This is a genomic window from Micromonospora sp. ZG13 (genome assembly GCF_059359355.1).
The window spans coordinates 17,894-43,945 of record NZ_JCADBQ010000017.1 but is presented as its reverse complement, the minus strand read 5'-3'; the positions used below and the strand labels follow the sequence as shown (position 1 = coordinate 43,945).

The window sequence follows — 26,052 nt, the reverse complement described above, 5'->3', positions numbered from 1 at the left end:
CGGGGGCGGGCAGCCCGGTGCCGTGCCGCGCGTCCACCTCGACCAGGTCCGCGACCGGCAGCACCCGGTAGACGACCTCGTCGCCGTCGAGCTCCACCGGCAGGCCGGCCCTCGGCTGCGTGCAGCCGAGGAACCCGGCCGCCTCGATCCGCAGCCGGACCAGGTGGTCGTGGTGCCGCCGCCAGGCCGCGACCTCCGCGTCGTACGCGCACCGTCGCCGGTCGTTCTCGCGCTCCGCCCACCTGATCGTCCACTCGGGCTGCGCCGCCGCCGAGGCGGCGATGATGGATCGCGAGGTTCCCGTCACGTCTCGTACAACCGCCGGCCGCCCGTCGAGGAAACTGGCGCCGGCCCGGTCCGGTGTCCCGGGACTCAGGCTCCGGCGAGGGTACGGGCGAACCGGCGGATGTCGTCGGCCAGCAGACCCGGCTGCTCCAGCCCCGGGAAGTGACCGCCACGGTCGTGCTCGGTCCACTGCACGATGTTCGGGAAGGACTGCTCGGCCCAGGCCCGGACGGGCTGCGACGGGTCGTGCGGGAAGACCGACACCCCGAGCGGCACCGGCACCGGGGGTAGCTGCCGCGGCGCGGCGCTGACCGGGAGCATGTCGGCCGTCTCGTGGTAGAGCTGGGCGGAGGAGCCCGCCGTCCGGGTGAACCAGTAGAGCGACACGTTGGTCAGCAGGCGGTCCCGGTCCACGGCGTCCTCGGGGCTCTTGCCGGAGTCGGTCCACTCCTTGAACTTCTCCACGATCCACGCGAGCTGCCCGACCGGCGAGTCGGTCAGGGCGTACGAGAGCGTCACCGGGCGGGTGGCCTGGATCTTCATGTAGCCGGACTCGTCGTCGACGAAGTGGGCCAGCCGGGCCAGCCGCCGGCCGGTGTCCTCGTCGAGCGCGCCCAGCTCGCGCGGGTCGCCGGGAGGCGGCGTGATGAGGAAGTTGACGTGCGCCCCGAGGGCGTGCCCGGCGTCCATCGCGGCGAGGGCGATCGTCACCCACGAGCCGAAGTCGGTGCCCTGCGCCAGGTAGCGGTCGTAGCCGAGCCGGTCCATCAGCTCGGCCCACGCCGCCGCGATGCGCGGCACACCCCAGCCGGCCTCGGTCAGCGGTCCGGAGAAGCCGTACCCGGGAAGGGACGGGACGACCACGTGGAAGGCGTCGGCGGGGTCGCCGCCGTGGGCGCGCGGATCGGTCAGCGGCCCGACGAGGTCGACGTACTCCAGGAAGCTGCCCGGCCAGCCGTGCGTGAGCACGAGCGGCGTCGCGTCCGGCTCCGGGGAGCGTACGTGCAGGAAGTGCACGGTGGCGCCGTCGATCTCGGTGACGAACTGGGGGTACTCGTTCAGTCGCGCCTCGGCCGCCCGCCAGTCGTACCCGCCGCCCCAGTACTCGGCCAGCTCGCGCAGGTAGGACTGCGGCACGCCGCGCTCCCAGCCGTCCCCGGACGGCTCGTGCGGCCAGCGGGTGTCGGCAAGTCGTCGGCGCAGGTCGTCGAGGTCGGCCTGCGGAATCTCGATACGGAACGGCTCCATCCCAGCGCCCTCCATAGTCGCGGTACGCCCGAGATTCACATCCTCGACGGCGTACGCGGGTGCGCGCACCTTCGACCGTGCGGTCCCGTACGCCTGGTGTCACGCCCCTGCTCCCGGGACCGCGGCCGACGCCGGAGGACCACCACCGGTCACCTCCGGGACCCACGCCGTGCCGCTCGCCGTCCACGAACTGGTCGGGGCGTCCGGCACGGCGTCCGCATCGGGTGCGTTTCCGAAGTCTGGATGACACCGCCCGCGCCATTTTCGCGAAATGGTTTCAGTGCGCGGCGGAAAACGAAAGGGAACTCGATCCCACTTAAACGTATATCGCACCCGGGGGCTTGCGGCAAGACCCGGGTCTTGCCGCAGAATCGTCGGCCGGACCCGGATCAACCGAAGAAATGGGGCACGACGTGCAGGTGTTGGTGCCGACTGACGGAAATCGCGGTGGCGTCGAATCGCTGGTGGCATCGGGGATGCGGGCACGGCCGGCCGGCGCGGAATCGCGGAGATGCCCGTCGCCCGAATGGGCACGGTGGCCGGCCGGATCGGAGCCGTCGGCGATCCGCCGCCCGGCCGGTGGCGTGCGACGCGGGACGGCCGCCCCGGAGGTATCGCGATGACCGCGCATTACGTGTCGGCTCTGCGGGAGGTCGACGAGGAGCAGGTCGCCGTCGTGGGCGGCAAGGGCGCGCACCTGGGGGCGTTGTCGCGGATCGACGGCGTACGGGTGCCGGCAGGCTTCTGCGTGACGACGCACGCCTTCCGGCGGATCATGGCCGAAGTGCCCTCGGCAGACGAGCTGCTCGATCGGCTGTCGCGCCTGGACGCGGACGACCGGGAGGCGATCCGTACGCTCAGCGCGGAGATCCGCCGGAGCATCGAAGGGGCCGTCCTCCCCGACGACGTGGCCGCGGCGATCGTCGGGGCTCTCCGCGACCTCGGCGAGCGAACCGCCTGTGCCGTGCGTTCCAGCGCGACGGCCGAGGACCTGCCGACCGCCTCCTTCGCGGGCCAGCAGGACAGCTACCTCAACGTCGTGGGGCGGGCCGCGGTCCTTCAGCACGTCAGCCGGTGCTGGGCCTCGCTCTACACGGAGCGGGCCGTGACGTACCGCCAGCGCAACGGCATCGACCACCGCGAGGTCCAGATGGCCGTTGTCGTGCAGGAGATGGTCTTCCCGCAGGCCGCCGGCGTCCTGTTCACGGCCGACCCCGTCACGTCCAACCGGAGGGTCGCCTCCGTGGAGGCCAGCTTCGGCCTCGGCGAGGCCCTGGTCTCCGGCCTGGTGAACGCGGACGCCTACCGGGTGCGCGACGACGAGATCATCGGCAGGACGATCGCCGCCAAGCGGCTCGCCGTCCACGCCCTGCCGACCGGCGGGACGCGGGAACGGGCGATCGACCCCGAGCGGCAGGAGCAGCCGGCGCTGACGGATGCGCAGGTCGTGCGGCTGGTGCGGTTGGGCCGGCGGATCGAGGCCCACTTCGGCCATCCCCAGGACATCGAATGGTGCCTGGTCGACGACGACTTCGAGATCGTCCAGAGCCGACCGATCACCACGCTGTTCCCCGTCCCCGAGGCCGGCGACGCGGGAAACCGCGTCTACGTCTCCGTCGGCCACCAGCAGATGATGACCGATCCCATGAAGCCCCTGGGCGTCTCCGTGTGGCGGCTGACCGCCATGGCGCCGATGCACGAGGCCGGTGGGCGGCTGTTCGTGGACGCCACCCGGGCCCTGGCCTCGCCGGCGGGCCGCGCCGGCTTCCTGGAGATGGTGGGACGATCCGATCCGCTGGTCCGGGACGCGCTGCAGAGCGTCGTCGACCGGGGCGACTTCCTTCCGTCGCTGCCCGACCAGGGCCCGGCCGGACCGCCGGGGGGCGGCGCGCCCGCCCCGATCGAGACCGATCCGGCCATCGTCACCGACCTGATCGAACGCAGCCAGGCGTCCATCGCCACCCTGCGACGCGACATCCGGGCGGTGTCCGGGCCGGCGCTGTTCGACTTCCTCCTGGCGGCCTTCGAGGAGCACAGGCGCGCCCTAGGTGATCCGTTGAGCATGCAGGCGATCATGGCGGGGATGGATGCCACCTGGTGGCTCAACGAGCGGTTGCAGGCGTGGCTGGGCGAGCGGAACGCGGCCGACACGCTCACCTTGTCCGCGCCCCACAACGTCACGTCGGAGATGGGGCTGGCGCTCCTGGACGTCGCCGACGTCATCCGCCCGCATCCGCAGGTCGTGGCCTTCCTGCGGGAGGCCGGGGACGACAACTTCCTGGATGGGCTGGTCGAGCTCCCGGGCGGCCGGGAGGCGCGCGACGCCATCCAGGCATATCTCGACAGGTACGGCATGCGCGGCGTCGGCGAGATCGACATCACGAGGCCACGCTGGAGCGAGCGCCCCGGCACGCTCGTGCCCGTCATCCTCGACAACATCAGAAACCTCGAGCCGGGTGCCGGCAAGCGGCGCTTCGAGCAGGGACGCCGGCGGGCGCAGCAGAAGCAACGGGAGGTCCTGGAGCGCTTGCGCGCCCTGCCGGACGGGGAGCGGAAGGCGGCAGAGACCAAGCGGATGATCGACCGGGTCCGCACCTTCATCGGCTACCGGGAGTACCCGAAGTACGCCATCGTCAGCCGTTACCTCGTCTACAAGCAGGCCCTGCTGGCGGAGGCCGAGCGCCTCGTACGGGCCGACGTGCTCCGGGAGAAGGAGGACATCTTCTACCTCACGTTCCAGGAACTGCACGACGTCGTACGCACGAACGTGGTGGACGACCAGCTCATCCACCGGCGCAAGGAGGCGTTCAGGTCGTACCGGACGCTCACCCCGCCCCGGGTGCTCACCTCGGAGGGTGAGGGCATCACCGGGGCGTACCGGCGCGACGACGTGCCGACCGGCGCGCTGGTCGGCCTCCCGGTCTCCGGCGGGATCGTCGAGGGGCGCGCGCGCGTCGTCCTGGACCTGGCCGAGGCCGATCTCGAACCGGGCGACATCCTGGTCACCGCCTACACCGACCCGAGCTGGTCGCCCCTGTTCGTCGCGATCGAGGGACTGGTGACCGAGGTGGGCGGCCTCATGACCCACGGGGCGGTGGTCGCCCGCGAGTACGGCCTGCCCGCCCTCGTCGGGGTGGAGAACGCGACCAGGCTGATCCGGGACGGGCAGCGGATCCGCCTGCACGCCACCGACGGGTACGTCCAGATCCTGCCCTGATCGGCCGGGGGCCGTGTCGGGTGGTCATCGGTCCTGCGGGGTGCCGGTGTTCTCGACCCGTGCGATGAGGGCCTTCAGCCGTGCGATCTCCTCGGCCAGGGCGGTGTGGCCGGCGGGGGTGAGGGTGATCCAGGTGCGGCCGCGTCGACCCTGGTAGCCCTTCTCCACCCCGATCAGGCCGGCCGCCTCCAGCACGCTCAGGTGCTTGGAGAGGTTGCCGGCGGTCAACTCGAGCTGGGTACGCAGGAACCCGAACTCGACCCGGCGGGCCTCGTGCGCGATGGTGAGGATGCCGAGGCGGACCCGCTGGTGCACCACGTCGTCGAGGTCGGTGACCGGATGCGCGGGCGCGGACCCGTCCGGCGCCGGGGTGTCGGCCGGGTCGCTCATCGGGGCCGCCGCAGCCGCTGGGCGAGCGCGAAGCCGGCGCTGCCCAACAGCAGCAGGCCGCCCGTGATGACCAGCATGGGCGCGGACTGCCACCGGCCGCCCCAGTGGGCTCCCCACCCGAAGTCGATCGGCACCAGCACCACTGCCAGGTACGCGAGGGCGAACGCCAGCAGGGCGCGATGCCGCTCCAGCCAGGCCAGCACCAGCAGGGCCAGCCCGATCCCGCCGATCGGGGTGAGCAGCCGGAACAGCACCTGCACGAAGGTGGGCGGGTCGAGAAGCTGCGGGTCCGGGACCATCCACCCGCCGGCGCCGACCGCGACGGCGGCGAACAGCACGACCGTGAGCGCGACACCCGTGAGCACGTACGGCCGCACCCGGGCGTCGACTCCCCGGGCCCGGGCGACCCGCAGATACCCGCCCGCGATCACCGCGTACGCCACCAGCAGCGCGACCAGCCAGTAGAGCTGTGCGACCGGCTCCCAGACCTTGCACACCTCACCGCCGTCGGCCGCCCGGCAGTCGCTCACGATCGTGGGTCCCCCGCCGGAGGCGGGAATCGCGCCGAAGGTCACCACGGCCAGCACCAGCAGCGGCAGCCACGTCACCCGCCGGGCCAGGCGTGCCCGGCGGGAGAGGCCGCGTACGTCGGCCAGGAGCCGGCGGGGATCGCCGCCGGCAGGAACCACATCTGAAGTCATGCCAATAGGTTTCCATAACAAACCTATTGGCGCCAGTCCCTCACGCGCGCGGATCCACCCGGCCGGCGCCCCGTCCGAGACGGTCGCGGCTGGTTGGCCCCCGGATGCGTGCAGGGCCCCCGCCGAGGTGGCGGGGGCCCTGCGTTCGGAGGCTTCGGTCGGGTGCGGTCAGCACCAGCCGTTGATTGGGCCGTTCACCCCGGTCCACAGGTAGGCGTCGGACACCCAGGTGCCGTCGCTCAGCCGGTTCCACAGCGCGGTGCTGCCGTACCGCCCGGTGTGGGTGGTGCCGTTGGCGGAGCAGGAGACGGTGACGGTCGCGCCGTCGCCCACCGACCCCTGCAGGGCGTAGCCGGTGCCGGGACCACCCCGCTTGTTCACCGCGCCCCCGCCGTTGGCGTCGACCACCGCCTGGTTGAAGCCCAGCGCCCCGTAGTTGTAGAGCGCGCCGCCGGCACCCCGCCAGGTCGAGCCGTGCCGCGCGCCACCCTGGTAGGCGGAGGCGCCGTTGGCGAACTCCCACTTGCCGATGCCGTGGCCGGCGATGGGCACGTACGCGCTGTTCTGCCGCAGCCCGAAGTGGACGTGCCGGCCGGACGCCGCGCCACCACAGGTGACGTCGGTGCCGGTGTAGCCCAGGTAGGCGCCCTGGCCGACGGCGGCGCCGTTGACCGAGATGCTGCTCCACAGGTGGTAGTAGTCGGTCGAGTAGCCCCGGTCGTGGATGACCCGGATCCAGCCCGTGCACATCGTGTACGCCGTGCCGGCCCGCGCCGCGCGGACCACCTGGTCGCCGCCGGCCAGGTCGATCGAGCTGTACGGCGCCTCGTAGCCGCCCCAGCCGTGCGGGCCGCTGGTCAGCGTCCACGTCTGGCCGACCGCGAAGGGCAGGGCCATCCCGGTCCGGTAGTCGCCGCCCGCGTACATGGTGCCCGGCGTACGCGTGAAGGTCGCCTTCTCCTGCTTGTTCACCAGGGGCGACTCGGCGGCCAGCTCGCTGAAGCCGGCCTCACCGTCGAAGTTCACCCGCCACGTTCCGGCCTCGGCGCGGGCGATGAAGATCGCGCCGGTCGGGTGAACGTCCTTCTCGTGGGTGGTGACGGCGACGGCGGTACCGAAGGCCCACTGGCCGTTCCTGCGGGTGACGGTCACGCGGGTCTCGGAGCTCTCGGCGTCCTCCGCCGCGGGGCTGTCCGCGTGCTCCGCCGCCGTGGCGTCGACCTGTGCGCGCAGCTTGGCGGCCACGGCGTCCTCGACGCTCACGCGGACCGGATCCGGGGTGGGCCGGGCGGCGTGCGCGGCGGTGCCCGCGACCAGGAGCTCCGTCGCCAGCAGGGCGGTGGCGATGCCGGCCCATCGTCTCATGTGCACCATTGACGACCTCTTTCAAATCGAAGGACATCGCTAAGTGGTGCTGACGATAGACAGAACGTAGAAGATTGTCTACATGTTGACCTGCCGGCAATGAAAGTATGTTTCGCCCGCCCGTGCCGCCGCCGGCCGACGACCCGGCCGGCGGCGGCACGCCCTGCCCGTGGCGGCGGCTACGAGCCGGTCGCGGTGGCCGCCTCGGGGACGAGGGTGGCCCGGCTGCGGTGCGCGACCGGGATGATCAGCGCCGACGCCGCCAGCGCGGCGAGTGCGATGCCGAGCCAGCCCCAGAAGCCGAAGGCGATGACGAGGCCGGACAGCGCGGCCGGGCCGACGATGTTCTGCGTGATCACGTGCAGGTCGAACGCGCCCAGGTACTCGCCCTGCGCGTGCTCGGGTGCGAGGCCGAACGCGAGGCCCCACCCCGAGGCCGCCTGCATGACCTCGGCCACCGACAGGATCAGCACCGCGGCGACGATCGCGACGCAGACCAGTACGACGTTGTCGCCGAGGGCGCTCACCGCGATGACGGCGCAGCCGCCCGCCAGCCAGTAGCCGGAGCGCCGCGCGAGCCGGCCGGCGCCCTCGACGGTGTCCGCGCCACGGCTGGCCCGCACCTGGAACAGGATCACGAACACCGTGTTGAAGATGAGCAGCAGCGGGACCAGGAAGTGCGGCAGCGAGGTGCGGTTGAGCGCCCACAGCGGCATCGTGACCAGGATGACGGTGACGTGCGAGGCGAGCACCGTCGAGACGCCGATGACGGCGAGGAAGCGCGGGTCGCGTACGGCGGCGAAGCGCTTGAAGCCCACCGGCACGGGACGCGGCGGCACGTCGGGCAGGCGGGTGACCAGCAGCGCGGCGCCGGCCATCAGCGCGGCGGTGCTGAGCGGGATCAGCACGAGCAGCCGCTGGTCGAGCGCGGCGACGGCCGCCACGCCGATGCCGATGCTGAACCCGATGTTGAACACCGACCGCATCATCGCCTTGAGCTTGACCCGCTCCTCGGCGGGCACGAGGTTGCCGACGAGGGCGCCGTTGGTCGGGCCGGTGCCGTACTCGAGGAAGCCGACGGCGACCACCAGGACGAAGAAGTGGGTCGCGCCGTCCACGAGGGTGTAGAGCCCGAAGCCCACCGCCAGCGCGGCGAAGAGGATGACGAGCAGCCGGCGCGCGCCCACCCGGTCGGCGACGACGCCGAACAGGACCGACGAGATGAAGGCGGACAGCCCCGCCGCCGACAGGCCCAGACCGACCTGTCGGGCGTCGAGCCCGACGCGAAGCGTGAAGTAGACGACGCTGCCGCTGAGGAAGACTCCCTTGCCGATCGATTCGGCCAGCCGGATCGCGATCAATTTCCTGCGCAGCGGATCGGCCGGCACCAGACGCGACGAATAATCGAGCAGTCGAGACAACGGCATATTTGCACATCCTGGTGTGATGGATCGGTCGCGTCAATCCTCCGGGCGAAGACGCCGGGCGGGACAGGGCGTACGGCGGACAGCGCACGGGACGACTTCCCGGCTGACCAGGGAAGGTCTCCCGTGGACGCCCGGCGGGCGATGCGCTAGCCGGGGCGGCCGGGTCGGCCCTCCGTGGCTGCGGGAGCAGGCCTTCGGGCGCCTCGTCCCGGCATTCCCGTTCTGTCGCGGCCTGCCTCATTCAGACCGAGAATCGCCTTCGACGCTTTTCATTTAATTGGTCGCGGGAAATGCGTCAGATGATTGACATGGCTGTCGTCGCACCGAGTTCATGTGTTGTTCTATTGCCCGTCAGAATGTTCACGCCGATCATGGTCGGCGCTTCCGCGACGCCTTCCGGACCGGGAGGCGTCGCGGAACCAGTTAGGACGGGTGGGGTGTGGCAATGGTCAGCGTTGGCTCGACCCCGGAACCGGCTCATACGATGAGTCGGGAACCGGGAGACGTCGCGGACGGCGCAAAACGTCGCGCCGTGACAGTTGTGCTGGCCGACGCCCAGCCGGTGGTACGCAGAGGCCTGCACGCCCTGCTGTCGCCCTCGGCTGAGGTGACCGTGGTGGCCGAGGCGGGCACCACGCGGGATGCGATGCGGTCGGTGGCGTCGTTGCGCCCCGACGTGCTCGTGCTCGACGTCGAACTGCCGGGCTTCCAGGTGGGGGTGACGTTGCAGGAGATCGCCAGGATGTCACCGTCGACCGCGGTGCTGGTCTTCACCGCCGTCGAGGACGAGGCGTCGGTCTTCGCGGCCATGCGGGCAGGCGCCCGCGGTTACGTGCTCAAGAGCTGCCCGGGCGACGGGATCGTCCGCACGGTCCGGGGCCTGGCGACGGGCGAGGTGATCCTCGGCCCCCGCGTGGCCGACCAGCTCGTCAGGCAGCTCGGGCGGGAGCCACGCAACCAGCAGCTCTTCCCGGAGCTGACCACGCGCGAGCGGCAGGTGCTGGAGCTGATCGCGTCCGGCATGCGTAACGGGGCGATCGCCACCCGGCTGAACCTGTCTCCGAAGACGGTCAGCAACCACATCTCGACGATCTTCAGCAAGCTCAACGTGTCGGACCGGCACGAGGCGATCGAGGTCGCCCGCAAGGCCAGGCTGGAGCGCGTCGGGTCGTACGGGCCGGGCTCCCACCCGATGCCCGGCGGCGGCGCCCCGTCGGTCCGGGCGCACGGCGGCACCCCCCTGCCGGCGGCGGGCGGCTCCGCCGCGTACGCCGGCGCGAGATCGACGGAGAGGTGAGCGGGATGACCCTGGATCTGGAAGCCGTCGCGAAGCGGCTGGAGCCGCGGTTCGGCAGGGCGGCGCACCGCTGGGTCGGCACGCTGACCCGACGCCTCGACGAGCTCGTCGCGCGATGGGAGCTCGACCTCGGCGAGCCGGTCAAGTCCGGCAACTCCTCGGTGGTGTTCCGGTGCCGGCACCCGCGGGGCGAGGCGGTGCTGAAGCTGTCGCCCGACAGCTACGCCGTACGCGAGGAGGTCGACATGCTGCGCCAGTTCGCGCCCAGCGGGCGGGTGCCGGCGGTGCTGGCGGCGGAGAAGGGCGCGGTGCTGCTCGAGTCGATCCACCCGGGCACGCTGGTGGAGAAGATGCCGCGACCGCCGTCGCCGCAGGAGTACGCCGCGTTCCTCAACGACCTGCACGGCGCGGGTGACCCGGCCGCCGCCCCGCGCCGGCTGGAGGACTGGATCGACGTGCTGTTCAACTCGGCGACGCGGCGGGGCGCCGACCTCGCCGGGTCGAAGCGGCTGCGCGACGACCTCTTCGCCGCACCCACCGCCACCGTGCTGCTGCACGGCGACCTGCACCTGGGCAACGTGCTCGCCGGCGGCGCGAAGGGCCTGGTCGCCATCGACCCGATGGCCTGCGCCGGCGACCCGTGCTTCGACGCGGTCGACTACGTGCTGGAGGGCCTGGACCGCGCGGAGATGCTGCGCCGGCGCGACGAGCTGGCCGCGGCGGCCGGCATCGACGTGGCACGGCTCGACGCGTGGTGCCGGGTCACCGCCCCGATCGGCGCGACGTACGTCAGCAACCCGGGACACTCCGCGGAGCTGGCCGCCTTCGGGCGCGGCGAGTACTAGGCACTCCCCGACCGGGTGGTCCCGCGCGGCCGCCCCGACACACCCCGACCGGCCCCCGGTCCGACGGCTGACCCCGTCGGACCGGGGGCCGCGCCGCGTCCCGGGGTGGGGGTGGGGTGTCCGGCACCCGACCGGGAGGTTTTCCCTGCTCAGGCGGGGAAGCTCGCTCTGCCGGGCGGGACGTCGCACAGACCACCATCGAGCCATGGTTCGTACCGGTCGTGCTTCCTTCGCTCAGGAACGCCTCTATTTCCTCAACCAGCTCCAGCCCGGCAACCCGGCGTACGTGGTGGCGTTCGCCGTCCACCTGCACGGGGCGTTGCGGCCCGAGGCGCTGCGCGCGGCGCTGACCCGCGTGGTCGCCCGGCACGACGCGCTGCGCACCACATTCGCGCTGGTCGACGGCGTACTCACCCAGCGGGTGTCGCCCACCCCGCACGCGCACGTCGAGGTGCAGACGGGCGCGTGGGCCGACCGGGAGATCCAGGAGGCCTTCCTGCACACCCTGGTGGCCGAGCAGGCCCGACGCCCGTTCGACCTCGGCGACGGCCCGGTGCTGCGCGCCTTCCTGCGTTCCTGGGGCCCGCACGAGCACACCCTCGCGGTGCTGGTGCACCACATCGCCTGCGACGGCTGGTCGGTGGGGCTGCTGCTGCGCGACCTCGCGGCCGAGTACCACGCGGCGCTGTCGGGGACGCCCGCCGCGTACGCCGAACCGGCGCAGTCGTACCTGGCGTACGCGCAGCGCCAACGCGACTGCTTCGAGCGTGACAGCTCCGGGCTGGACTTCTGGCGCGCCGAGCTTGGCGACGTCCCGCAGCTCGCGCTGCCCACCGACTTTCCCCGGCCGAGCGTGCTCCGCGCCGACGGCGCGGTGCTGCGCCGCCCCGTCGAGCCACGGCTGGTCGAGCGCCTGACCGCGTGGGCCCGCTCGCGGGGCACGACGCTGTTCACGGTGACGCTCGCCGCGTACGCCTCGGTGCTGTCGCGCTACGCCCGCCAGGACGAGGTGGTCATCGGGGTGCCGGTGGCCAACCGGATGGACGAGGCCGAGGAGCGCGTCGTCGGCTGCCTCGTCAACACGCTGCCGATCCGGCTCGACCTGTCCGGCCGGCCCGGCTTCGCCGAGCTGGTCGAGCGGGCCCGCCGGGCCAGCATGGCCGCGTTCGCCAACCAGGACGTGCCGTTCGAGCAGATCGTGGCGGCCACCGTCGGCGAACGACAGCTCAGCCACGCGCCCCTGTTCCAGACCTCCCTGACGGTGCAGAACTTCCCCTTCGCGTTCCCCGAGTTCGACGGGGTGACGCTCACCGAGGTCGACGTCGAGGTCGACGTGACCAAGTTCGACCTGGGCCTGGCCCTCGACGTCTCCACCGCCACGCCGTTCCTGCGGGCCGAGTACAGCACCGAGCTGTTCACCCCGGAGACCGTCGCGACGCTGCTCGCGCACTACCTGACCTTCCTGCGGTCGGTCGTCGACGGGCCGGACGCCGAGCCGAGCATGGTGGACGAGGCGGAGCGGCTGCTGCTGACCGAGGGGATGAACCCGCCGGTCACGCGGCGGCCGGCCGAGCACCCGTCGGTGCTGCGCCGCTTCGCCGAGCACGTGGCGCGCACCCCCGACGCGGTGGCCGTACGCCATCGGGACGTGGAGGTCACCTACGCCGAGCTGGACCGGTGGGCCGGGCGGATCGCGGCCGGGCTGGCCGACCGGGGGGTGGGCCGCGGCGACCACGTCGGGCTGCTGCTGCGCCGCTCCCCCGCGATCGTCGCGGCGATCCTGGGCGTGTGGAAGCTCGGCGGCGTCTACGTTCCGCTGGATCCCGAGTACCCGCGACAGCGCCTCGAACTGATCACGGCCAACGCCGACCTGCCGGTCATGCTGGTGGAGGCCGCCACCGCCGACACCGCCGGGGCGCTGGCACGGGGCCGCGCCATCCGGCTGGCCGACGCGCACACCCTCGACGGGGTGTCCGTGGTCGCGCCGACGCTCCCCGGGCCCGGCGAACAGGCGTACGTCATCTACACCTCCGGCTCCACCGGGGTGCCCAAGGGCGTCATGGTCGGGCACGGCGGCCTGGACGCGCTGAACGACCCGACCCCCGCCGGCCTCGATGTCACCGCCGACGACGTGTGGCTGGCCGCCAGCTCGTTCTCGTTCGACGCCTCGGTGTGGGAGATGTGGGGCGCGTTGAGCACCGGCGGGCGACTGGTCGTCGCCGACCAGGCCGACCTGGTGGACCGCGAGCGGCTGGCCGCGCTGGTGCGCCGCGAGGGCGTCACCGTGCTGTTCCAGACCCCCGGCGCGCTCTACCGGCTGTTGCCGCCGTACCTGCGGCTGCTGGACGCCGACGAGGTCTCCCCCATCCGCTACGTCGTCCTCGGCGGCGAGGCGCTGAGCTGGTCGCGGGTCGCGTCGCTGGTCGCCGGCGCGACGGGGCTGCGCGCGGTCTTCGTCAACATGTACGGCATCACCGAGGGCACCATCCACGTCACGATCTTCGAGGCGCCCACCGCGGAGCTGGCCCGGGTCAGGGAGGGCACCATCGGTGTGCCGCTGCCGTCGGGGCGCTGCTACGTCCTCGACGACGACCTGCGGCCGACCGGCCGCAACGTGCCCGGCGAGCTGTACTGCGGCGGTGTGCTCGTGGCGCACGGCTACGTGGGCAACCCGGAGCTGACCGAGGCGCGCTTCCTGCCCGACCCGTACGGCGGGGGCGTGATGTACCGGACCGGCGACGTCGTCAGGTGGGGCCTCGACGGGAACCTGGTGTACCTCGGCCGCAACGACACCCAGGTGCAGCTGCGCGGCTACCGTGTCGAGCTGGCCGAGGTCGAGAGCGCGTTCCTGACCCACCCGGCGGTGCGCTCGTGCGCCGTCGCGGCGGAGAACGACGAGCTGGCCGCCTTCGTCGTCGGCGACCTCGGCCCCGACGCCGAACGCGAGCTGCGCGCCCACGTCCGGGCGACGCTGCCGGCGTACATGGTGCCGTCGCGCATCCTGTCGGTCGCGGCGGTCCCGCTCACCGCGCACGGCAAGGTGGACACCGCCCGCCTGCTGGCCGACAGCCGGGCCGCCCGCAGCACCACCGTGCCCGCCGCACCGCGCGGGCACACCGCCGGCACCGGGTTGGAGGAGCGCATCCGGGCCTGCTGGAGCGAGGTGCTCGACCGGGCCGACGTCGGGCTGCACGACAACTTCTTCGACCTGGGCGGGCACAGCTTCGCGCTGATCGCACTCCAGCAACGGCTCTCCGACGAGGGACTGGAGGTATCCGTGACGGACCTGTTCCGCGCCGGCACCGTCGCCGGCTGCGCCGCCCACCTGCAACGGGCGGCACCGGTGGTCGCCGACGCGCGGGTGGCGCAGCGTCACCGGGGACGGGCCCTGCTGGCGGAGCGGCGCCGGACCACGGGAGGTCGCCGTGGCTGAGCCGCACGACGGCGCGGTGGCCGTGGTCGGCATGGCCGTGCGGGTCCCCGGCGCCGGACGCGACCTGGACCTCTTCTGGCACCACGTGGTGAACGGCATCGACGCGGTCACCTTCTTCACCCCCGAGCAGCTCCTCGGCTGGGGCGTGCCCAAGGACATGGTGGAGCGGCCCGACTTCGTGCCCGCCCGGGCGGTACTGCACGACGCGGACCGCTTCGACCACCGGCTGTTCAGCTACTCGCCGTCGGACGCCGCGCTGATGGACCCGCAGCAGCGGATCCTGCTGGAGTGCGCCTGGGCCGCGTTGGAGCACGCCGGGCACCCGCCGGTCGCCACCGACGGCAACCGGATCGGGGTGTACGTCGGCACCGGCCTGAACGTCTACCTGCTCGACAACGTGTGGCCCGACGAGCGCGCGGTCGAGGCGGCCGGCGGCCTGGGGCTGATCATCGGCAGCGACAAGGACTTCGCGGGCACCCGCATCGCGTACAAGCTGAACCTGCAGGGCCCGGCGCTGACGGTGCAGACCGCCTGCTCGACGTCGCTGGTCGCCGTGCACCAGGCCGTGCAGGCGCTGCTGACGTACGACGCCGACATGGCGCTGGCCGGGGGCGCCACGGTGGCCCCGCCGACGCGGCGCGGGCACCTGCACGAGCCCGGCGGGATCTTCTCCGCCGACGGCCGGTGCCGGACGTTCGACGCGGCGGCCGACGGCACCGTGCCCGGCGACGGCGCGGGCGTGGTGGTGCTCAAGCGGCTCGACGACGCGCTGCGCGACGGCGACACCGTGTACGCCGTGATCCGCGGCTCGGCGGTCAACAACGACGGTGCCCGCAAGGCGGGCTTCACCGCGCCCGGCCCCACCGGCCAGGCCGACGTGATCTCCGCGGCGATCGGCGTCGCGGGCGTCGACCCGGACAGCGTCGGCCTGGTCGAGACCCACGGCACCGGCACCGCGCTCGGCGACCCGATCGAGGTGGCGGCGCTGCGGCAGGTCTTCGACAGCGACCGGCCCGACCGGGCGCCCTGCGCGCTCGGCGCGGCCAAGTCGGTCGTCGGGCACCTGGACACCGCCGCCGGAGTGATCGGCCTGATCAAGACGGTGCTGGCGCTGAAGCACCGCGTGGTCCCGCCGATCGCCCACCTCGCCACGCCCAACCCCGCGGTTCGGCTGGACGGCTCCGTGTTCGAGCTGCCGGCGACGGCCCGGCCCTGGGCGCCGATCGACGGCGTACGCCGGGCCGGGGTGAGCGCCTTCGGCATCGGCGGCACCAACGCCCACGTCGTGCTGGAGGAGGCCCCGCCCGCCCGGCCCCGGTCGCGCCGCCACGTCACCGAGCTGGTCCTGGTCTCCGCCAAGACCGCCGCCGTGGCGCAGGACAGCCTGGACCGCACCGTCGCCTGCGTGGCGGAGAGCGCGCCCGGCGAGCTGGCCGATTTGGCGTACACGCTGCGCACCGGCCGGGCACAGCTGCCGTGGCGGGCCGCGTTCCTGACCGGGTCGTACGGCGCGCCGGCCGTGCCCCGGCAGGTCGACGCGAGGGCGCGGGCGCGCGGGGTGGCGCTGCACCTCACCGGCGCCGGCGAGCTGACCGGGAACCGGCCCAACTACGACGCCGACCCGGTGTACCGCCGGGTCGTCGACGAGGGCGTGGCGCTGCTGCGCGACCGGGACCTCGACGAGGCCGTACGACAGCGGTGCACCCGGCTGCTGGCCTGCGTCGGCCTGGCGCGGTCGCTGCGCAGCCGGGGCGTGGCCCCACGTGCCCTGGCCGGCGCCGGCCTCGGCGCCGTGGCGTGCGCGGTCGTGGCCGGGGTCATGTCCGTCGCGGACGCGCTGGCGCTGGTGTGCGGCGCGGACGTCGACGGCCTCCGGCTCGGCCCGGCCGACCTGCCCGTGCACGTGCCGGGCGGGCAGCCACCGAACGGGCCGGACGCGCTCGCGTACTGGCGGGCGCGGGCGGCCGAGCCGCTCGCGCCGACGGCGCCGCCGCAGCTCGACGGGGCGCTCTGGATCGAGGTCGGTACGAGCGTCACCGCGCACCTGGACCCGGACGCGCCCGCGCTGCCCACCGACCGGCACGCCCGGCTGCTGGCGATCGTCGGCGCGCTGTGGCAGCGGGGCCTCGCCGGCGCCTGGGACCCCGTGCACGACGCGGGCCGCCGCCGGCTGCCTGCCCCCACCTACCCCTTCGCGGCCACCCGGCACTACCTGGACGCCCCCGCGACCCGACTGGACTCAGAGAGGCAGCACTGATGCGCGACGTACACGACCGGACCTGGGTGGGCGAGTTCGAGCAGCTCTGGATGGAGGTGCTCGGCGTCGACACGGTCGACGACGACGACGACTTCTTCGACCTCGGCGGCCACTCGCTCAGCGCGCTGCGGCTGAGCACCCTGATCCGCCAGGAACTCAACCTCGCGGTGATGTTCGGCCACGTGCTGGAGAACCCCCGCTTCGCCGACCTGCGGGACGTCGCGGGCCAGGTGCCGCTGGACAAGCCGGTGGCGGAGACCGTGTGATGGCCGCCCCGGATCTCTCCGCCTGGACGCCGCTCGCCGCGCGGGTGCTCGGTCTCGCGCCCGAGCGGCTGCGCGACGCGGCGGCCACCGAATCGTTCGTCGGGCTGGGCGGCACCTCGCTCCAGGCCATCGCGCTGGTCTCGCTCGGCCAGCGCGAGCTGGGGGCGCACGTGGACAGCGCCCGGTTGCTGTCGGTGCTGCCGCTGGCGCGGGCGCTGGCCGGCGCGGTGGCGCACGTGGACACCGCCCCGCCGGTGGCCGCGCGCCGGCCGGCCGAGCTGGAACTGCTGCCCGGCCAGCGCGCCATGCTCGCCGCGCACCTGCTCGAGCGCGACGCGCCGTACCACCTGATGTTCACGCTGGAGGCGGACGGGCCGCTCGACGAAGCCCGCACCCGGACGGCGCTGCGGGAGCTGACGACCCGCCACGAGGCGCTGCGTACGCTCTTCGTGCGCGACCCGCGTCAGGCGCGGATCGTGCTGCCCGCGCCGTACGAGCCGCGGCTGCTGCACCAGACGCTGCCCGACGACGACCCGGTACGCGCCGTGCACGACCTGTACGGCCGCTCGGCCGCGCGGCTGCTGCGCCCCTTCGCACAGCCGCCGGTCGTCTTCGTGCTGACCCGCGCCGGGCGGCGCGACCTGCTCACCCTGCTGGTGCACCACACGGTCGCCGACGGCTGGAGCATCGGGGTGCTCTGGCGCGAGTTCGCCGAGTTCTACGCCGCCGCCGGCCCGACCGGCCCCACGCCGTCGCCGGACTGGGTCTGCTCGCGGCTGGCCGCGCAGGAGGCGTCCGGGGCGCTGGACGGCGCGCTGGCGCGGGTCGCGGCCCGGCTGGACGGCGCGCCGTGGACGGTCACGCTCCCCACGGACCTGCCCCCGGTCGTCGAGGCCGACGGCCACGGCGCGCGCCTGCGCTTCCACCTCGACGCGGCGACGACGCGGGCCGCGACCGCGCTGGCCCGGCACTGTCGGGTGACCGTGACGTCGGTGGCCATGGCGGCGTGGGCGCTGGCCGCGTCCCGCCACGCGGGCCTGACCGACCTGGTGCTCGGGGTGCCGGCGGCGGGCCGGTTCGAGGCGGGCATGGCCGGCATCGTAGGCCTGTGCACCCGCGTCGTCCCGGTGCGCTGCGCGGCGGGCGACGACGTCGACGCGCAGGACTACGTACGCGCCGTGGCCGCGTCGCTGGCCGAGGCGGCGGCCGACGCCGACGTGCCGTTCGAGCGGGTCGTCTCCGGGCTCGACGTCGCCACCGACCCGGGCCGCAACCCGCTGGCGCAGCTCGGCTTCGCCGCCCACCACGAGCTGGTGCCCGACGAGCTGGTCGCGGGGGGCCGCGCCTGGCGGGTGCACGAGGGCCACTGCCACGGCGCGGTGTTCGACGCGCTGCTCTACCTCCAGTCGTGGTCGGACCGTCCCCGGTTCGCCCTGGAGTACGCGACGTCGGCGCTCACCGCCGCCGACGCCGGCGAGCTGGCCGAGTCGTTCCAGGCGGCGCTGCGGGAGCTGGCCGCCGGGCCGGGCGCCGCCCTGCGCGACGTCACCACCCTGTCGGCGGGGCAGCGCGCGCGGCTGCGGGCGCTGGGCACGGGCGGGTCGCACGACACGGCCGACGACGTGTGGAGCCGCTTCGCGGCGCACGCGCGATCCGCGGGCGAACGGATCGCGCTGGTCGACGCGCACGCCGGGCGCACGTTGACCTACCGCGAACTGCACGACGGCGCCGTCGCGCAGGCGCGGCTGCTGCACTCCAGCGGGGTACGGGCCGGCGACGCGGTGCTCCTGGAGTTGCCGCGCTCGGCCGCCGAGGCCGTGGCGGTGCTGGGCGTGCTGCGGCTGGGCGCGCACTACGTCGCGGTCGACCAGCACGCCACCGGCGAGTGGCGGGCGCACCTGGCCGCGACCGTCGCGCCGCGCGCCCGCCTCGGCGCGGCCCCGGCCGGCCCGGAGTACGCGACCGTCCCCGACTGCGCCCTGGCCGACCTGGACCGCCCGGGCGCCCCGGCCGGCGCGGACCGCGTGGCGCGGCCCGGGGGCGCGGAAGGCGACGACGACCCGCTCGGCGCGGCCCCGACCGACCCGGCGCGCACCTCGTACGTCTCCTTCACCTCGGGCTCGACCGGGGTGCCCAAGGGCGTGGTCGTCCCGCACCGGGCGGTGCTGCGGCTGGCCGACGACCCGGGGCTGTTCGCCGACCGGGCGGGCATGCGGATGCTGCGACTGTCGCCATTGGCGTTCGACGCGTCCACACTGGAGCTGCTGGTGTCGCTGGCCAACGGCGACACGGTGGTGGTGTTCCCGCCCGGGGAGCCGACGCCCAGCGGCCTGGCCGAGTTCCTGCACACCACCGACGTCACGCACGCCTGGCTGACCTCCGGCGTGTTCCACCTGGTCGCCGACCACCGTCCGGACGCGTTCGCCGGGCTGCGGCAGGTGTTCACCGGCGGCGGCGTGGTCTCCCCGGCGCACGTACGCCGGGTGCTGCGGGCCTGCCCGGGGCTACGCGTCACCAACGGCTACGGCCCCACCGAGAACACCACGTTCACCACGACCTGGTCCGTCGAGCACGCCGACGCGACGCCCGACCCGCTGCCGATCGGCGCGCCGGTTCGCGGCACCGACCTGCACGTGGTCGACCCGGCGGGGCGCCCCGTCCCGCCGGGCGCGATCGGCGAGCTGCGCACGGCGGGCACCGGCCTCGCCGACGGCTACCTCGACGATTCCGCCCGCACCGACGCGTCGTTCGTGCGGCACGGGGATCCGCCGGTGCGCCTGTACCGCACCGGGGACCTGGTGCGCTGGGGCGCGGACGGGCAGCTGCGCTTCCTGGGCCGCAACGACCGCCAGGTGAAGATCGCCGGGCACCGGGTCGAGCTGGTCGACGTCGAGCGCAGGCTGCGGGCGCGACCCGGGGTGCGCGACGCGGTGGTGTTCACCACCGGCGACCCGGTCACGGGCGTACGCCTCTGCGCCGCCCTCAAGCCCGCGCCCGACGGCCTGGACGCCGACGCCGTGCGCCGCGCCGTGGAGGCCGAGCTGGCCCCCTACGCCCGGCCGCAGCAGTGGGTGACCGTGGCCGAGTTCCCGCTCGACCGCAACGGCAAGGTCGACCTGCGGGCCCTGGCCGCGCTGGCCGGGGCGCCGCCGCCCGACGCCGCGACGGGCACCGGCGCGGCGGCGCAACCGGCGCCCGCCGCGCGCTCGGCGTCGCTGGCCGAGTTCGAGGAGCTGGTGACGGGCGCCTGGGTGGAGGCGCTGGGCACCGACGACTTCGACGTCGACGAGGCGTTCTTCGACGTCGGCGGCGAGTCGCTGCGGCTGGCGATCGTGCGCCGGCTGCTCCAGCAGCGGCTGGCCGGCCGGGTCATCCCGCTGACCGACCTCTACCGCTTCCCCACCGTTCAGACGCTGGCCCGGCATCTGCACGCACAGACCGAAGGAGCAGGCGCATCCTCATGAACGGCGACATCGCGATCGTAGGCCTGGCGGGCCGGTTCCCCGGTGCCGCCGACGTCTGGGAGTACTGGTCCAACGTGGTCGCCGGGAAGATCACGATCAGTGAGCTGACGCGCGGGGAGCTGCTGGCGGCGGGCGTGCCCGCGCAGCGGCTCGACGACCCGGCGTACGTGCCGGCGCGCGGCGTGCTGGCCGACCCGGACCTGTTCGACGCCGCCTTCTTCGGCATCACGCCGCGCGAGGCCGAGACCATGGACCCGCAGCACCGGCTGCTGATGCAGACGGCGTGGGCCGCCCTGGAGTCCGCCGGCTCGGCCACCGGGCGACCCTTCGGCCGGGTCGGCGTGTTCGCCGGGGCCGGGTTCAACTACTACGCGCTGCACCACGTGTACCCGCACCCCGGCCTCGTCGACACCCAGGGACTGCTCTCGGTGGTGCTGGGCAACGAGAAGGACCACCTCGCCGCGAAGGTCGCGTACCGGCTGGACCTGGGCGGTCCCGCCGTGACCGTGCAGACCGCCTGCTCGACGTCGCTGGTGGCGGTGCACCTGGCCTGCCAGAGCCTGCGTACGGGCGACTCGGACGTCGCGCTCGCCGGCGGGGCCTGCGTGGCGGTGCCGCAACAGGCCGGCTACCTCTACGAGACGAAGGGCATCATGTCGCCGGACGGCGCCTGCCGACCCTTCGACGCCTCGGCCGCCGGGACCGTCCCCGGCAACGGCGTCGCCATGGTGGCGCTCAAACGGGCCGAGGACGCCCGCCGCGACGGGGACACCGTCTACGCGCTGATCAAGGGGTCGGCCGTGAACAACGACGGCGGCATGAAGGTCGGCTACACCGCGCCCGGCGTCGCCGGACAGATCGACGTGCTGACCCGCGCGTACGCCGCCGCCGGCGTCGATCCCGCCACCGTCGGCTACCTGGAGGCGCACGGCACCGCCACGGAGGTGGGCGACGCGATCGAGCTGGCGGCGCTGGGCGAGGTGTTCCGCCGGGGCGCGCGGGCGTGCTCCATCGGCTCGGTCAAGGCCAACGTCGGCCACCTCGACGCGGCCGCCGGCGTCTCCGGGCTCATCAAGGCCGCGCTGGCCCTGCACTTCCGGCAGATCCCGCCGCTGGCCGGCCTCAAGCAGGCCCGCCCCGAGCTGCTCGACGGGTCGACCCCGTTCACGGTGGACACCGTGGCCCGCCCGTGGGACGCCGACGGGCCGCGCCGGGCGGCGGTCAGCTCCTTCGGTCTGGGCGGCACCAACGCCCACGTGGTGCTGGAGGAGGCCGACGGCCCGGCCGGGTCCGGTCCCGGGGCGGCCGACGGTCGCACCGAGCTGATCGTGCTGTCCGGGCGCGACCCGGAGGCGGTCCACGCGGCCGCCGAGCAGTGGAGCGAGCACCTGCGTCAGCGCCCCGACCTGGCCGTCGCCGACGTCGCGCTGACGTCGCAGACGTACCGCAGGCACTTCACGCACCGCCTCGCGGTCGCCGCGCGCGACGTCCCGGCGGCGCTGACCCGGCTGCGCAGGGCGCCCGTACGCGAGGCCGCGCGCCGGCCCAGCGTGCTGTTCCTGTTCCCGGGCCAGGGGGCCGAGTTCCCCGCCATGTCGCGGGGCCTCTACGACCGCTTCCCGTCCTTCCGGGCGGAGCTCGACCGCGGCGCCGCGCTGCTGGCCCCGCTCCTGGGGCTGGACCTGCGCGACGTGCTGGTCGACGACGACCCGCACGGGCTCGTGCACCGCACCGACGTCACCCAGCCCGCGCTGGCGCTGCACGAGCTCGCGCTCGGCCGGCTGCTGGTGTCGTGGGGCGTACGCCCGGCGGCACTGATCGGTCACTCCGTCGGCGAGTTCGCGGCCGCGGCGCTGGCCGGCGAGCTGGCCGCCGACGACATGCTGCGCCTGGTCGCGACCCGCGGCAGGCTCATGCAGGACGCGCCCGAGGGCGCCATGCTGGCCGTGCTCGCGCCACCGTCGGCCCTCCAGGAGCACCTCGCGGGGCTGGACGACCTCGACGTCGCCGCCCGCAACGCCCCCGAGTTCACGGTGGTGGCCGGGCCGGTGGCGCCACTCGCCGCGTTGCGGGAACGCCTCGACGCGGCGGGGGTGCACTGCCGGGCACTGCCCGCGCAGCGCGCCTTCCACTCGCGGATGATGGCCGACGCGGCGCGGCTGCTCGGCGCCGAGGCCGACGGCGTCGCCCGGCGGCCCCGGACCGTCCCGGTGATCAGCACGGTCGACGGCATGCTGCTGGGCAAGGGGCTGCCGCGCACCGAGGGCTACTGGGGCGCGCAGCTGCGCAGCCCGGTGCGCTACCACGACGCGCTGCTGACCGGTCTGGGCCTGCCCGACCCGGTCCTGGTCGAGGTCGGGCCGGGCACCGCGCTGACCGGCATGGCCCGGCAGGGCGGGTCGCGGACGCCCGGATTCGCCCTGCAACCCCGGCCGACGGAGCGGGCCGACGCCGGCGACGTACTCGCCGGGCTCGGCGGGCTGTGGACCGCCGGGGCGTCCGTCGACTGGGCCGCGGTGCGCGGCGACAGCGACGCACGGCGGGTCCCGCTGCCCACGTACCCGTTCGCCCGCACCCGGCACTGGCTCGACGCCGCGCCGCCACCACCGGGCGCGGCCGTCGCCGAACCGGCGCCGCAGCCCGCCGCCACCGGCGAGGACGAGGTGGTGAAGGAGATCATGGAGCTGTGGGGCAGGATGCTCGGCTGCGCCGACATCGGGCCGGACGCGAACTTCTTCACCCTCGGCGGCGAGTCGCTGCTGTTCATCCGCATGATCAGCCAGGTGCAGCGCAGGTTCGGGGTACGCATCCCCGCCGACGCGCTGTCGGCGGATCCGACGCCGCGCGCGCTGGCCGGGCTGGTGACGGCGTGACCGGCCGCGACGAGCTGGATCTGGTCGCGGCGGTGGCGGCCGTGCTCTGCCACCGCCTGTCGGGCGCGACCTCGGTCGCGGTGCGCGGCCCGCGCGGCGACGTCCTGGTGCGGGTGTCCCCCGACAGCACCCTGACGGGGGTACGCGAGCAGGCGCGCCGCCTGCGACCGGATGCCGTCGTCGCGGCCGGCGCGGCGGACCCGCCCCCGCCGGGCGGTGCCGTGGACGTCCTGCTGGCCACGCCCGGGACGGATGTCGCCGGGGCGTCGGCGGTCCTCGGCGGGGTGCCGGTCCGGTTCGCCCGCGAGCAAGGGGAGCCGGCGTACCTGCGGGAGCGCCTGGACACCCTGCGCGCCTGGCTCACCGCCCATCCGGACCGGCCGGTGCGGGAGGCCGCGCTGGTCGGCCCGGTGGAGCGCGGCACGCTGCTCGGATTCAACCCGGCGCCCACCCCCGCGCCGCGCACGCCCGTGCACGAGACGATCTGCCGCCAGGCGGAGCGCACCCCGGAGGCAGCCGCGCTGCGCGGGGACGGACGCGAGCGCAGCTACCGCGAGTTGCTGGACGAGGCGGCGGCGCTGGCCGGGCGGCTACGCGCCGAGGGCGTGGGAACCGGGTCGGTGGTCGGGCTGTGCACCGAGCGCAGCCCCGAGATGGTGGTCGCGGTGCTCGGTGTCCTGCTGGCCGGCGGCGCGTACCTGCCGCTGGACCCGTCCCACCCGCGCCCGCGGCTGGACCTCATGCTCCGCGCGGCCGACGCCGCGCTGGTGCTCGCCGACGACGCGGGGCGGGCCGCGCTGGGCTCCGGCGGCGAGCCGTCCGTGCCCGTACGACCGCTGACCGGCGGCGACCTGCCCGCCGCGCCCGTCGACTGGCGTGGCTACCGGGCGCCGGAGGAGGTCGTCGAGGGGCTGTCGTACGTCATCTTCACCTCCGGCTCGACCGGGGCGCCCAAGGGGGTGCAGATGACGCACCTGTCGCTGGCCAACCGGCTGGTGTGGATGCGGGACGCGTACCGCATCGGCCCCGGCGACGTGGTGCTGCAGAAGACCCCGTACACCTTCGACGTGTCGGTGTGGGAGCTGCTGTGGGCGTTCATGACCGGCGCGACGCTGGTCACCGCCGAGGCACAGGCCCACCGCGACCCGCAGGAGATGGTCGACGTCGTCGCCCGCGAGTCGGTGACCACCGTGCACTTCGTGCCGTCCATGCTCGCCCTCTTCGTCGAGGAGGCCGGCCTGGCCCGCTGCGCCGGTCTGCGCCGGGTGATCTGCAGCGGGGAGGCGCTGCCGCCGAAGCTGGTCAACAAGCTCACCGCGGCGCTGCCGCAGGTCGAGGTGCACAACCTGTACGGGCCCACCGAGGCCGCCATCGACGTGACCGCCTGGCCGTGCCGCCGCCCCGAGCCCGAGGACACCGTCCCCATCGGCCGGCCGATCGCGAACGTCGCCGCGTACGTCCTCGACGAGCGCGGCGAGCTGGCCCCGCTGGGCATGCCCGGGGAACTGGTCCTGGGCGGGGACTGCCTGGCCAGGGGGTACGCCGGGCGACCGGACCTGACCGCCGAGCGGTTCGTCGAGGTGGCGGTCGCCGGGTGGCCGCAGCGGGTGTACCGCACCGGCGACCTGGCCTGGTGGTCGCCGGACGGGCACCTGCACTACGGCGGGCGCATCGACACCCAGGTGAAGATCCGCGGGCAGCGGGTGGAACTCGGCGAGATCGAGTCGGTGCTCAACCGGCACCCCCTCGTCGCCAACAGCGTCGTGCTGCTGCGCGACGACCTGGGCGCCGCCGCGACGCTGGTGGCGTACGTGGTGGCCGAGCGCGACGCCGACCCGGACGCCGTGGCCGAGCCCGCGCTGCGCGCGTTCCTGGCGCGGCAACTGCCCGACCACATGGTGCCCCTGCGGTACGTGGCCCTGCCGGAGCTGCCCGCGACCGCGAACGGCAAGGTCGACCGGCGGGCCCTGCCCGCGCCGACGGCCCGGGTCCGCCGGCGGGCGGCACCCGTCGAAGCCGCCGCCGGGCTGTCGAGGGCCAGGGGCCGATGAGCACGGCGGCACCTCCCCCGCCTGATTCTCCGGGTAGCCGTCCGGTGGGATCGGCGTACGTCGGTCCGGTCAGAACAGCGTCGACGGTCCGGCCGGCTCCGGTTCCGGCAGTGGCTCGATCCCGGGCAGGCGCGCCCGGACCTCGTCGTGGAACCGGCGGGCCAGCCCGGGCGCGTCGGCGTTGTCCGGGGTGTGCACGAACATCGTCGGCGAGCGTCCCTCGCGCAGCCAGCCGGTCACCACGTCGAGCCACGGCTGCCAGCCCTCGACGGTGCGTGCGGGGTCGTCGCGGCCGAGGTAGCGCACGATCGGCCGGTCGGTCAGCGCGCGGGTGCGCAGCGGGGTGCGCGGCTTCCTGGTCCACGCCTCCCGTTCCGCGTCGCTGGTCGGCGGGGTGCGGAAGAACGCGGTCGTGTCGAAGGGCACCCACTCCGCGCCGGCCGCGGCGAGCGCCTCCTCCAGCGTCCGCGCCGCCCGGGGATCGTCGAAGAACGCGGGGTGGCGGACCTCCACGGCGTACCGGTGGGTGGCGGGCAGCCCGCGCAGGAAACGGGCCAGCGCGGGTACGTCGCCGGGCCCGAACGAGCCCGGCAGCTGGATCCAGAGGGCGTGGGCCCGTGGGCCGAGGGGTTCGACGGCGTCGAGGAAGGCCCGGAGTTCCTCGTCGGCGCCGGTGAGCCGGCGCTCGTGCGTGACGATCTTCGGCAGCTTGGGCACGAAGCGGAAGTCGGGGCCGGTCTGCTGCGCCCAGGAGGCGACCGTCTCGCGGGTGGGGGTCGCGTAGAAGGTGGTGTTGCCCTCGACGGCGGTGCACCAGCCGGCGTACGCGCGCAGCCGCTCGTTCGCCGGCAGCGGGTGCGCCAGGAAGCGCCCCTGCCAGGACTTGTGCGTCCACATGGCGCACCCCACGTGCAGGCGCATCGGATGCCTCCC

Annotated in this window: 15 protein-coding genes; 9 read left to right on the top strand and 6 right to left on the bottom strand. The window is 74.3% G+C overall.

All coding sequences use genetic code 11. The annotated features are described in order from the left end of the window. Positions 1 to 372: 372 nt before the first annotated feature. Entirely contained in the window at positions 373 to 1,533 is a 1,161-nt protein-coding gene (locus AC5L34_RS25570; protein ID WP_441177350.1) for an epoxide hydrolase family protein, read from the bottom strand. A 619-nt stretch (positions 1,534 to 2,152) separates the two neighbouring features. Here AC5L34_RS25570 and rph point away from each other — a divergent pair. After that, positions 2,153 to 4,750 (top strand): rifamycin-inactivating phosphotransferase, encoded by a 2,598-nt coding sequence (rph, locus tag AC5L34_RS25565; protein WP_494827287.1) that lies wholly within the window; start codon positions 2,153 to 2,155, stop codon positions 4,748 to 4,750. A gap of 24 nt (positions 4,751 to 4,774) precedes the next feature. Here rph and AC5L34_RS25560 read toward each other — a convergent pair whose 3' ends face one another. From AC5L34_RS25560 to AC5L34_RS25545, 4 genes are all read right to left on the bottom strand, one after another. Further along, positions 4,775 to 5,140, bottom strand: a complete 366-nt coding sequence (locus AC5L34_RS25560; protein WP_441177348.1) for a winged helix-turn-helix domain-containing protein — start codon at positions 5,138 to 5,140, stop codon at positions 4,775 to 4,777. Beyond that, positions 5,137 to 5,841 (bottom strand): hypothetical protein, encoded by a 705-nt coding sequence (locus AC5L34_RS25555; protein ID WP_441177347.1) that lies wholly within the window; start codon positions 5,839 to 5,841, stop codon positions 5,137 to 5,139. Before AC5L34_RS25555 ends, AC5L34_RS25560 begins: the two co-directional genes overlap by 4 nt. A gap of 168 nt (positions 5,842 to 6,009) precedes the next feature. After that, positions 6,010 to 7,206: a M23 family metallopeptidase gene (locus tag AC5L34_RS25550; protein WP_441177346.1), complete on the bottom strand. Its 1,197-nt coding sequence runs from the start codon at positions 7,204 to 7,206 to the stop codon at positions 6,010 to 6,012. A gap of 179 nt (positions 7,207 to 7,385) precedes the next feature. Continuing rightward, a complete protein-coding gene (locus AC5L34_RS25545) occupies positions 7,386 to 8,633 on the bottom strand; it encodes an MFS transporter (RefSeq protein ID WP_441177345.1) in 1,248 nt (415 codons plus the stop codon). Positions 8,634 to 9,165: 532 nt separating this feature from the next. On the opposite strand from AC5L34_RS25545, the gene AC5L34_RS25540 reads away from it, so the two are divergent. From AC5L34_RS25540 to AC5L34_RS25505, 8 genes are all read left to right on the top strand, one after another. Continuing rightward, positions 9,166 to 9,930: a LuxR C-terminal-related transcriptional regulator gene (locus AC5L34_RS25540; RefSeq protein ID WP_441177344.1), complete on the top strand. Its 765-nt coding sequence runs from the start codon at positions 9,166 to 9,168 to the stop codon at positions 9,928 to 9,930. A 5-nt stretch (positions 9,931 to 9,935) separates the two neighbouring features. Further along, entirely contained in the window at positions 9,936 to 10,775 is an 840-nt protein-coding gene (locus AC5L34_RS25535; RefSeq protein ID WP_441177343.1) for an aminoglycoside phosphotransferase family protein, read from the top strand. Positions 10,776 to 10,980: 205 nt separating this feature from the next. Then, positions 10,981 to 14,208, top strand: coding sequence for a non-ribosomal peptide synthetase (locus tag AC5L34_RS25530; protein WP_494827284.1), 3,228 nt, complete (start codon positions 10,981 to 10,983; stop codon positions 14,206 to 14,208). Then, complete coding sequence (locus AC5L34_RS25525; protein WP_441177341.1) at positions 14,201 to 16,465, top strand: beta-ketoacyl synthase N-terminal-like domain-containing protein; 2,265 nt, start codon at positions 14,201 to 14,203, stop codon at positions 16,463 to 16,465. Before AC5L34_RS25530 ends, AC5L34_RS25525 begins: the two co-directional genes overlap by 8 nt. After that, on the top strand, positions 16,465 to 16,731 hold the full coding sequence (locus AC5L34_RS25520; RefSeq protein ID WP_089000111.1) for a phosphopantetheine-binding protein: 267 nt from the start codon (positions 16,465 to 16,467) through the stop codon (positions 16,729 to 16,731). Before AC5L34_RS25525 ends, AC5L34_RS25520 begins: the two co-directional genes overlap by 1 nt. After that, positions 16,731 to 20,195 (top strand): non-ribosomal peptide synthetase, encoded by a 3,465-nt coding sequence (locus tag AC5L34_RS25515; protein ID WP_441177340.1) that lies wholly within the window; start codon positions 16,731 to 16,733, stop codon positions 20,193 to 20,195. Before AC5L34_RS25520 ends, AC5L34_RS25515 begins: the two co-directional genes overlap by 1 nt. Then, positions 20,192 to 23,068, top strand: a complete 2,877-nt coding sequence (locus AC5L34_RS25510; protein WP_441177339.1) for a type I polyketide synthase — start codon at positions 20,192 to 20,194, stop codon at positions 23,066 to 23,068. Before AC5L34_RS25515 ends, AC5L34_RS25510 begins: the two co-directional genes overlap by 4 nt. Next, positions 23,065 to 25,119, top strand: a complete 2,055-nt coding sequence (locus AC5L34_RS25505) for an amino acid adenylation domain-containing protein (protein WP_494827281.1) — start codon at positions 23,065 to 23,067, stop codon at positions 25,117 to 25,119. Before AC5L34_RS25510 ends, AC5L34_RS25505 begins: the two co-directional genes overlap by 4 nt. A gap of 69 nt (positions 25,120 to 25,188) precedes the next feature. On the opposite strand, the gene AC5L34_RS25500 is transcribed toward AC5L34_RS25505, so the two are convergent. Then, positions 25,189 to 26,040: a DUF72 domain-containing protein gene (locus AC5L34_RS25500; protein WP_494827279.1), complete on the bottom strand. Its 852-nt coding sequence runs from the start codon at positions 26,038 to 26,040 to the stop codon at positions 25,189 to 25,191. Positions 26,041 to 26,052 lie beyond the last annotated feature (12 nt).

What these genes read in the sequence shown, in the direction of transcription:
- AC5L34_RS25570 (WP_441177350.1), bottom strand. Translation starts at nt 1,533, where the DNA reads ATGGAGCCGTTCCGTATCGAGATTCCGCAGGCCGACCTCGACGACCTG.
- rph (WP_494827287.1), top strand. Translation starts at nt 2,153, where the DNA reads ATGACCGCGCATTACGTGTCGGCTCTGCGGGAGGTCGACGAGGAGCAG.
- AC5L34_RS25560 (WP_441177348.1), bottom strand. Translation starts at nt 5,140, where the DNA reads ATGAGCGACCCGGCCGACACCCCGGCGCCGGACGGGTCCGCGCCCGCG.
- AC5L34_RS25555 (WP_441177347.1), bottom strand. Translation starts at nt 5,841, where the DNA reads ATGACTTCAGATGTGGTTCCTGCCGGCGGCGATCCCCGCCGGCTCCTG.
- AC5L34_RS25550 (WP_441177346.1), bottom strand. Translation starts at nt 7,206, where the DNA reads ATGAGACGATGGGCCGGCATCGCCACCGCCCTGCTGGCGACGGAGCTC.
- AC5L34_RS25545 (WP_441177345.1), bottom strand. Translation starts at nt 8,633, where the DNA reads ATGCCGTTGTCTCGACTGCTCGATTATTCGTCGCGTCTGGTGCCGGCC.
- AC5L34_RS25535 (WP_441177343.1), top strand. Translation starts at nt 9,936, where the DNA reads ATGACCCTGGATCTGGAAGCCGTCGCGAAGCGGCTGGAGCCGCGGTTC.
- AC5L34_RS25530 (WP_494827284.1), top strand. Translation starts at nt 10,981, where the DNA reads ATGGTTCGTACCGGTCGTGCTTCCTTCGCTCAGGAACGCCTCTATTTC.
- AC5L34_RS25520 (WP_089000111.1), top strand. Translation starts at nt 16,465, where the DNA reads ATGCGCGACGTACACGACCGGACCTGGGTGGGCGAGTTCGAGCAGCTC.
- AC5L34_RS25515 (WP_441177340.1), top strand. Translation starts at nt 16,731, where the DNA reads ATGGCCGCCCCGGATCTCTCCGCCTGGACGCCGCTCGCCGCGCGGGTG.
- AC5L34_RS25510 (WP_441177339.1), top strand. Translation starts at nt 20,192, where the DNA reads ATGAACGGCGACATCGCGATCGTAGGCCTGGCGGGCCGGTTCCCCGGT.
- AC5L34_RS25500 (WP_494827279.1), bottom strand. Translation starts at nt 26,040, where the DNA reads ATGCGCCTGCACGTGGGGTGCGCCATGTGGACGCACAAGTCCTGGCAG.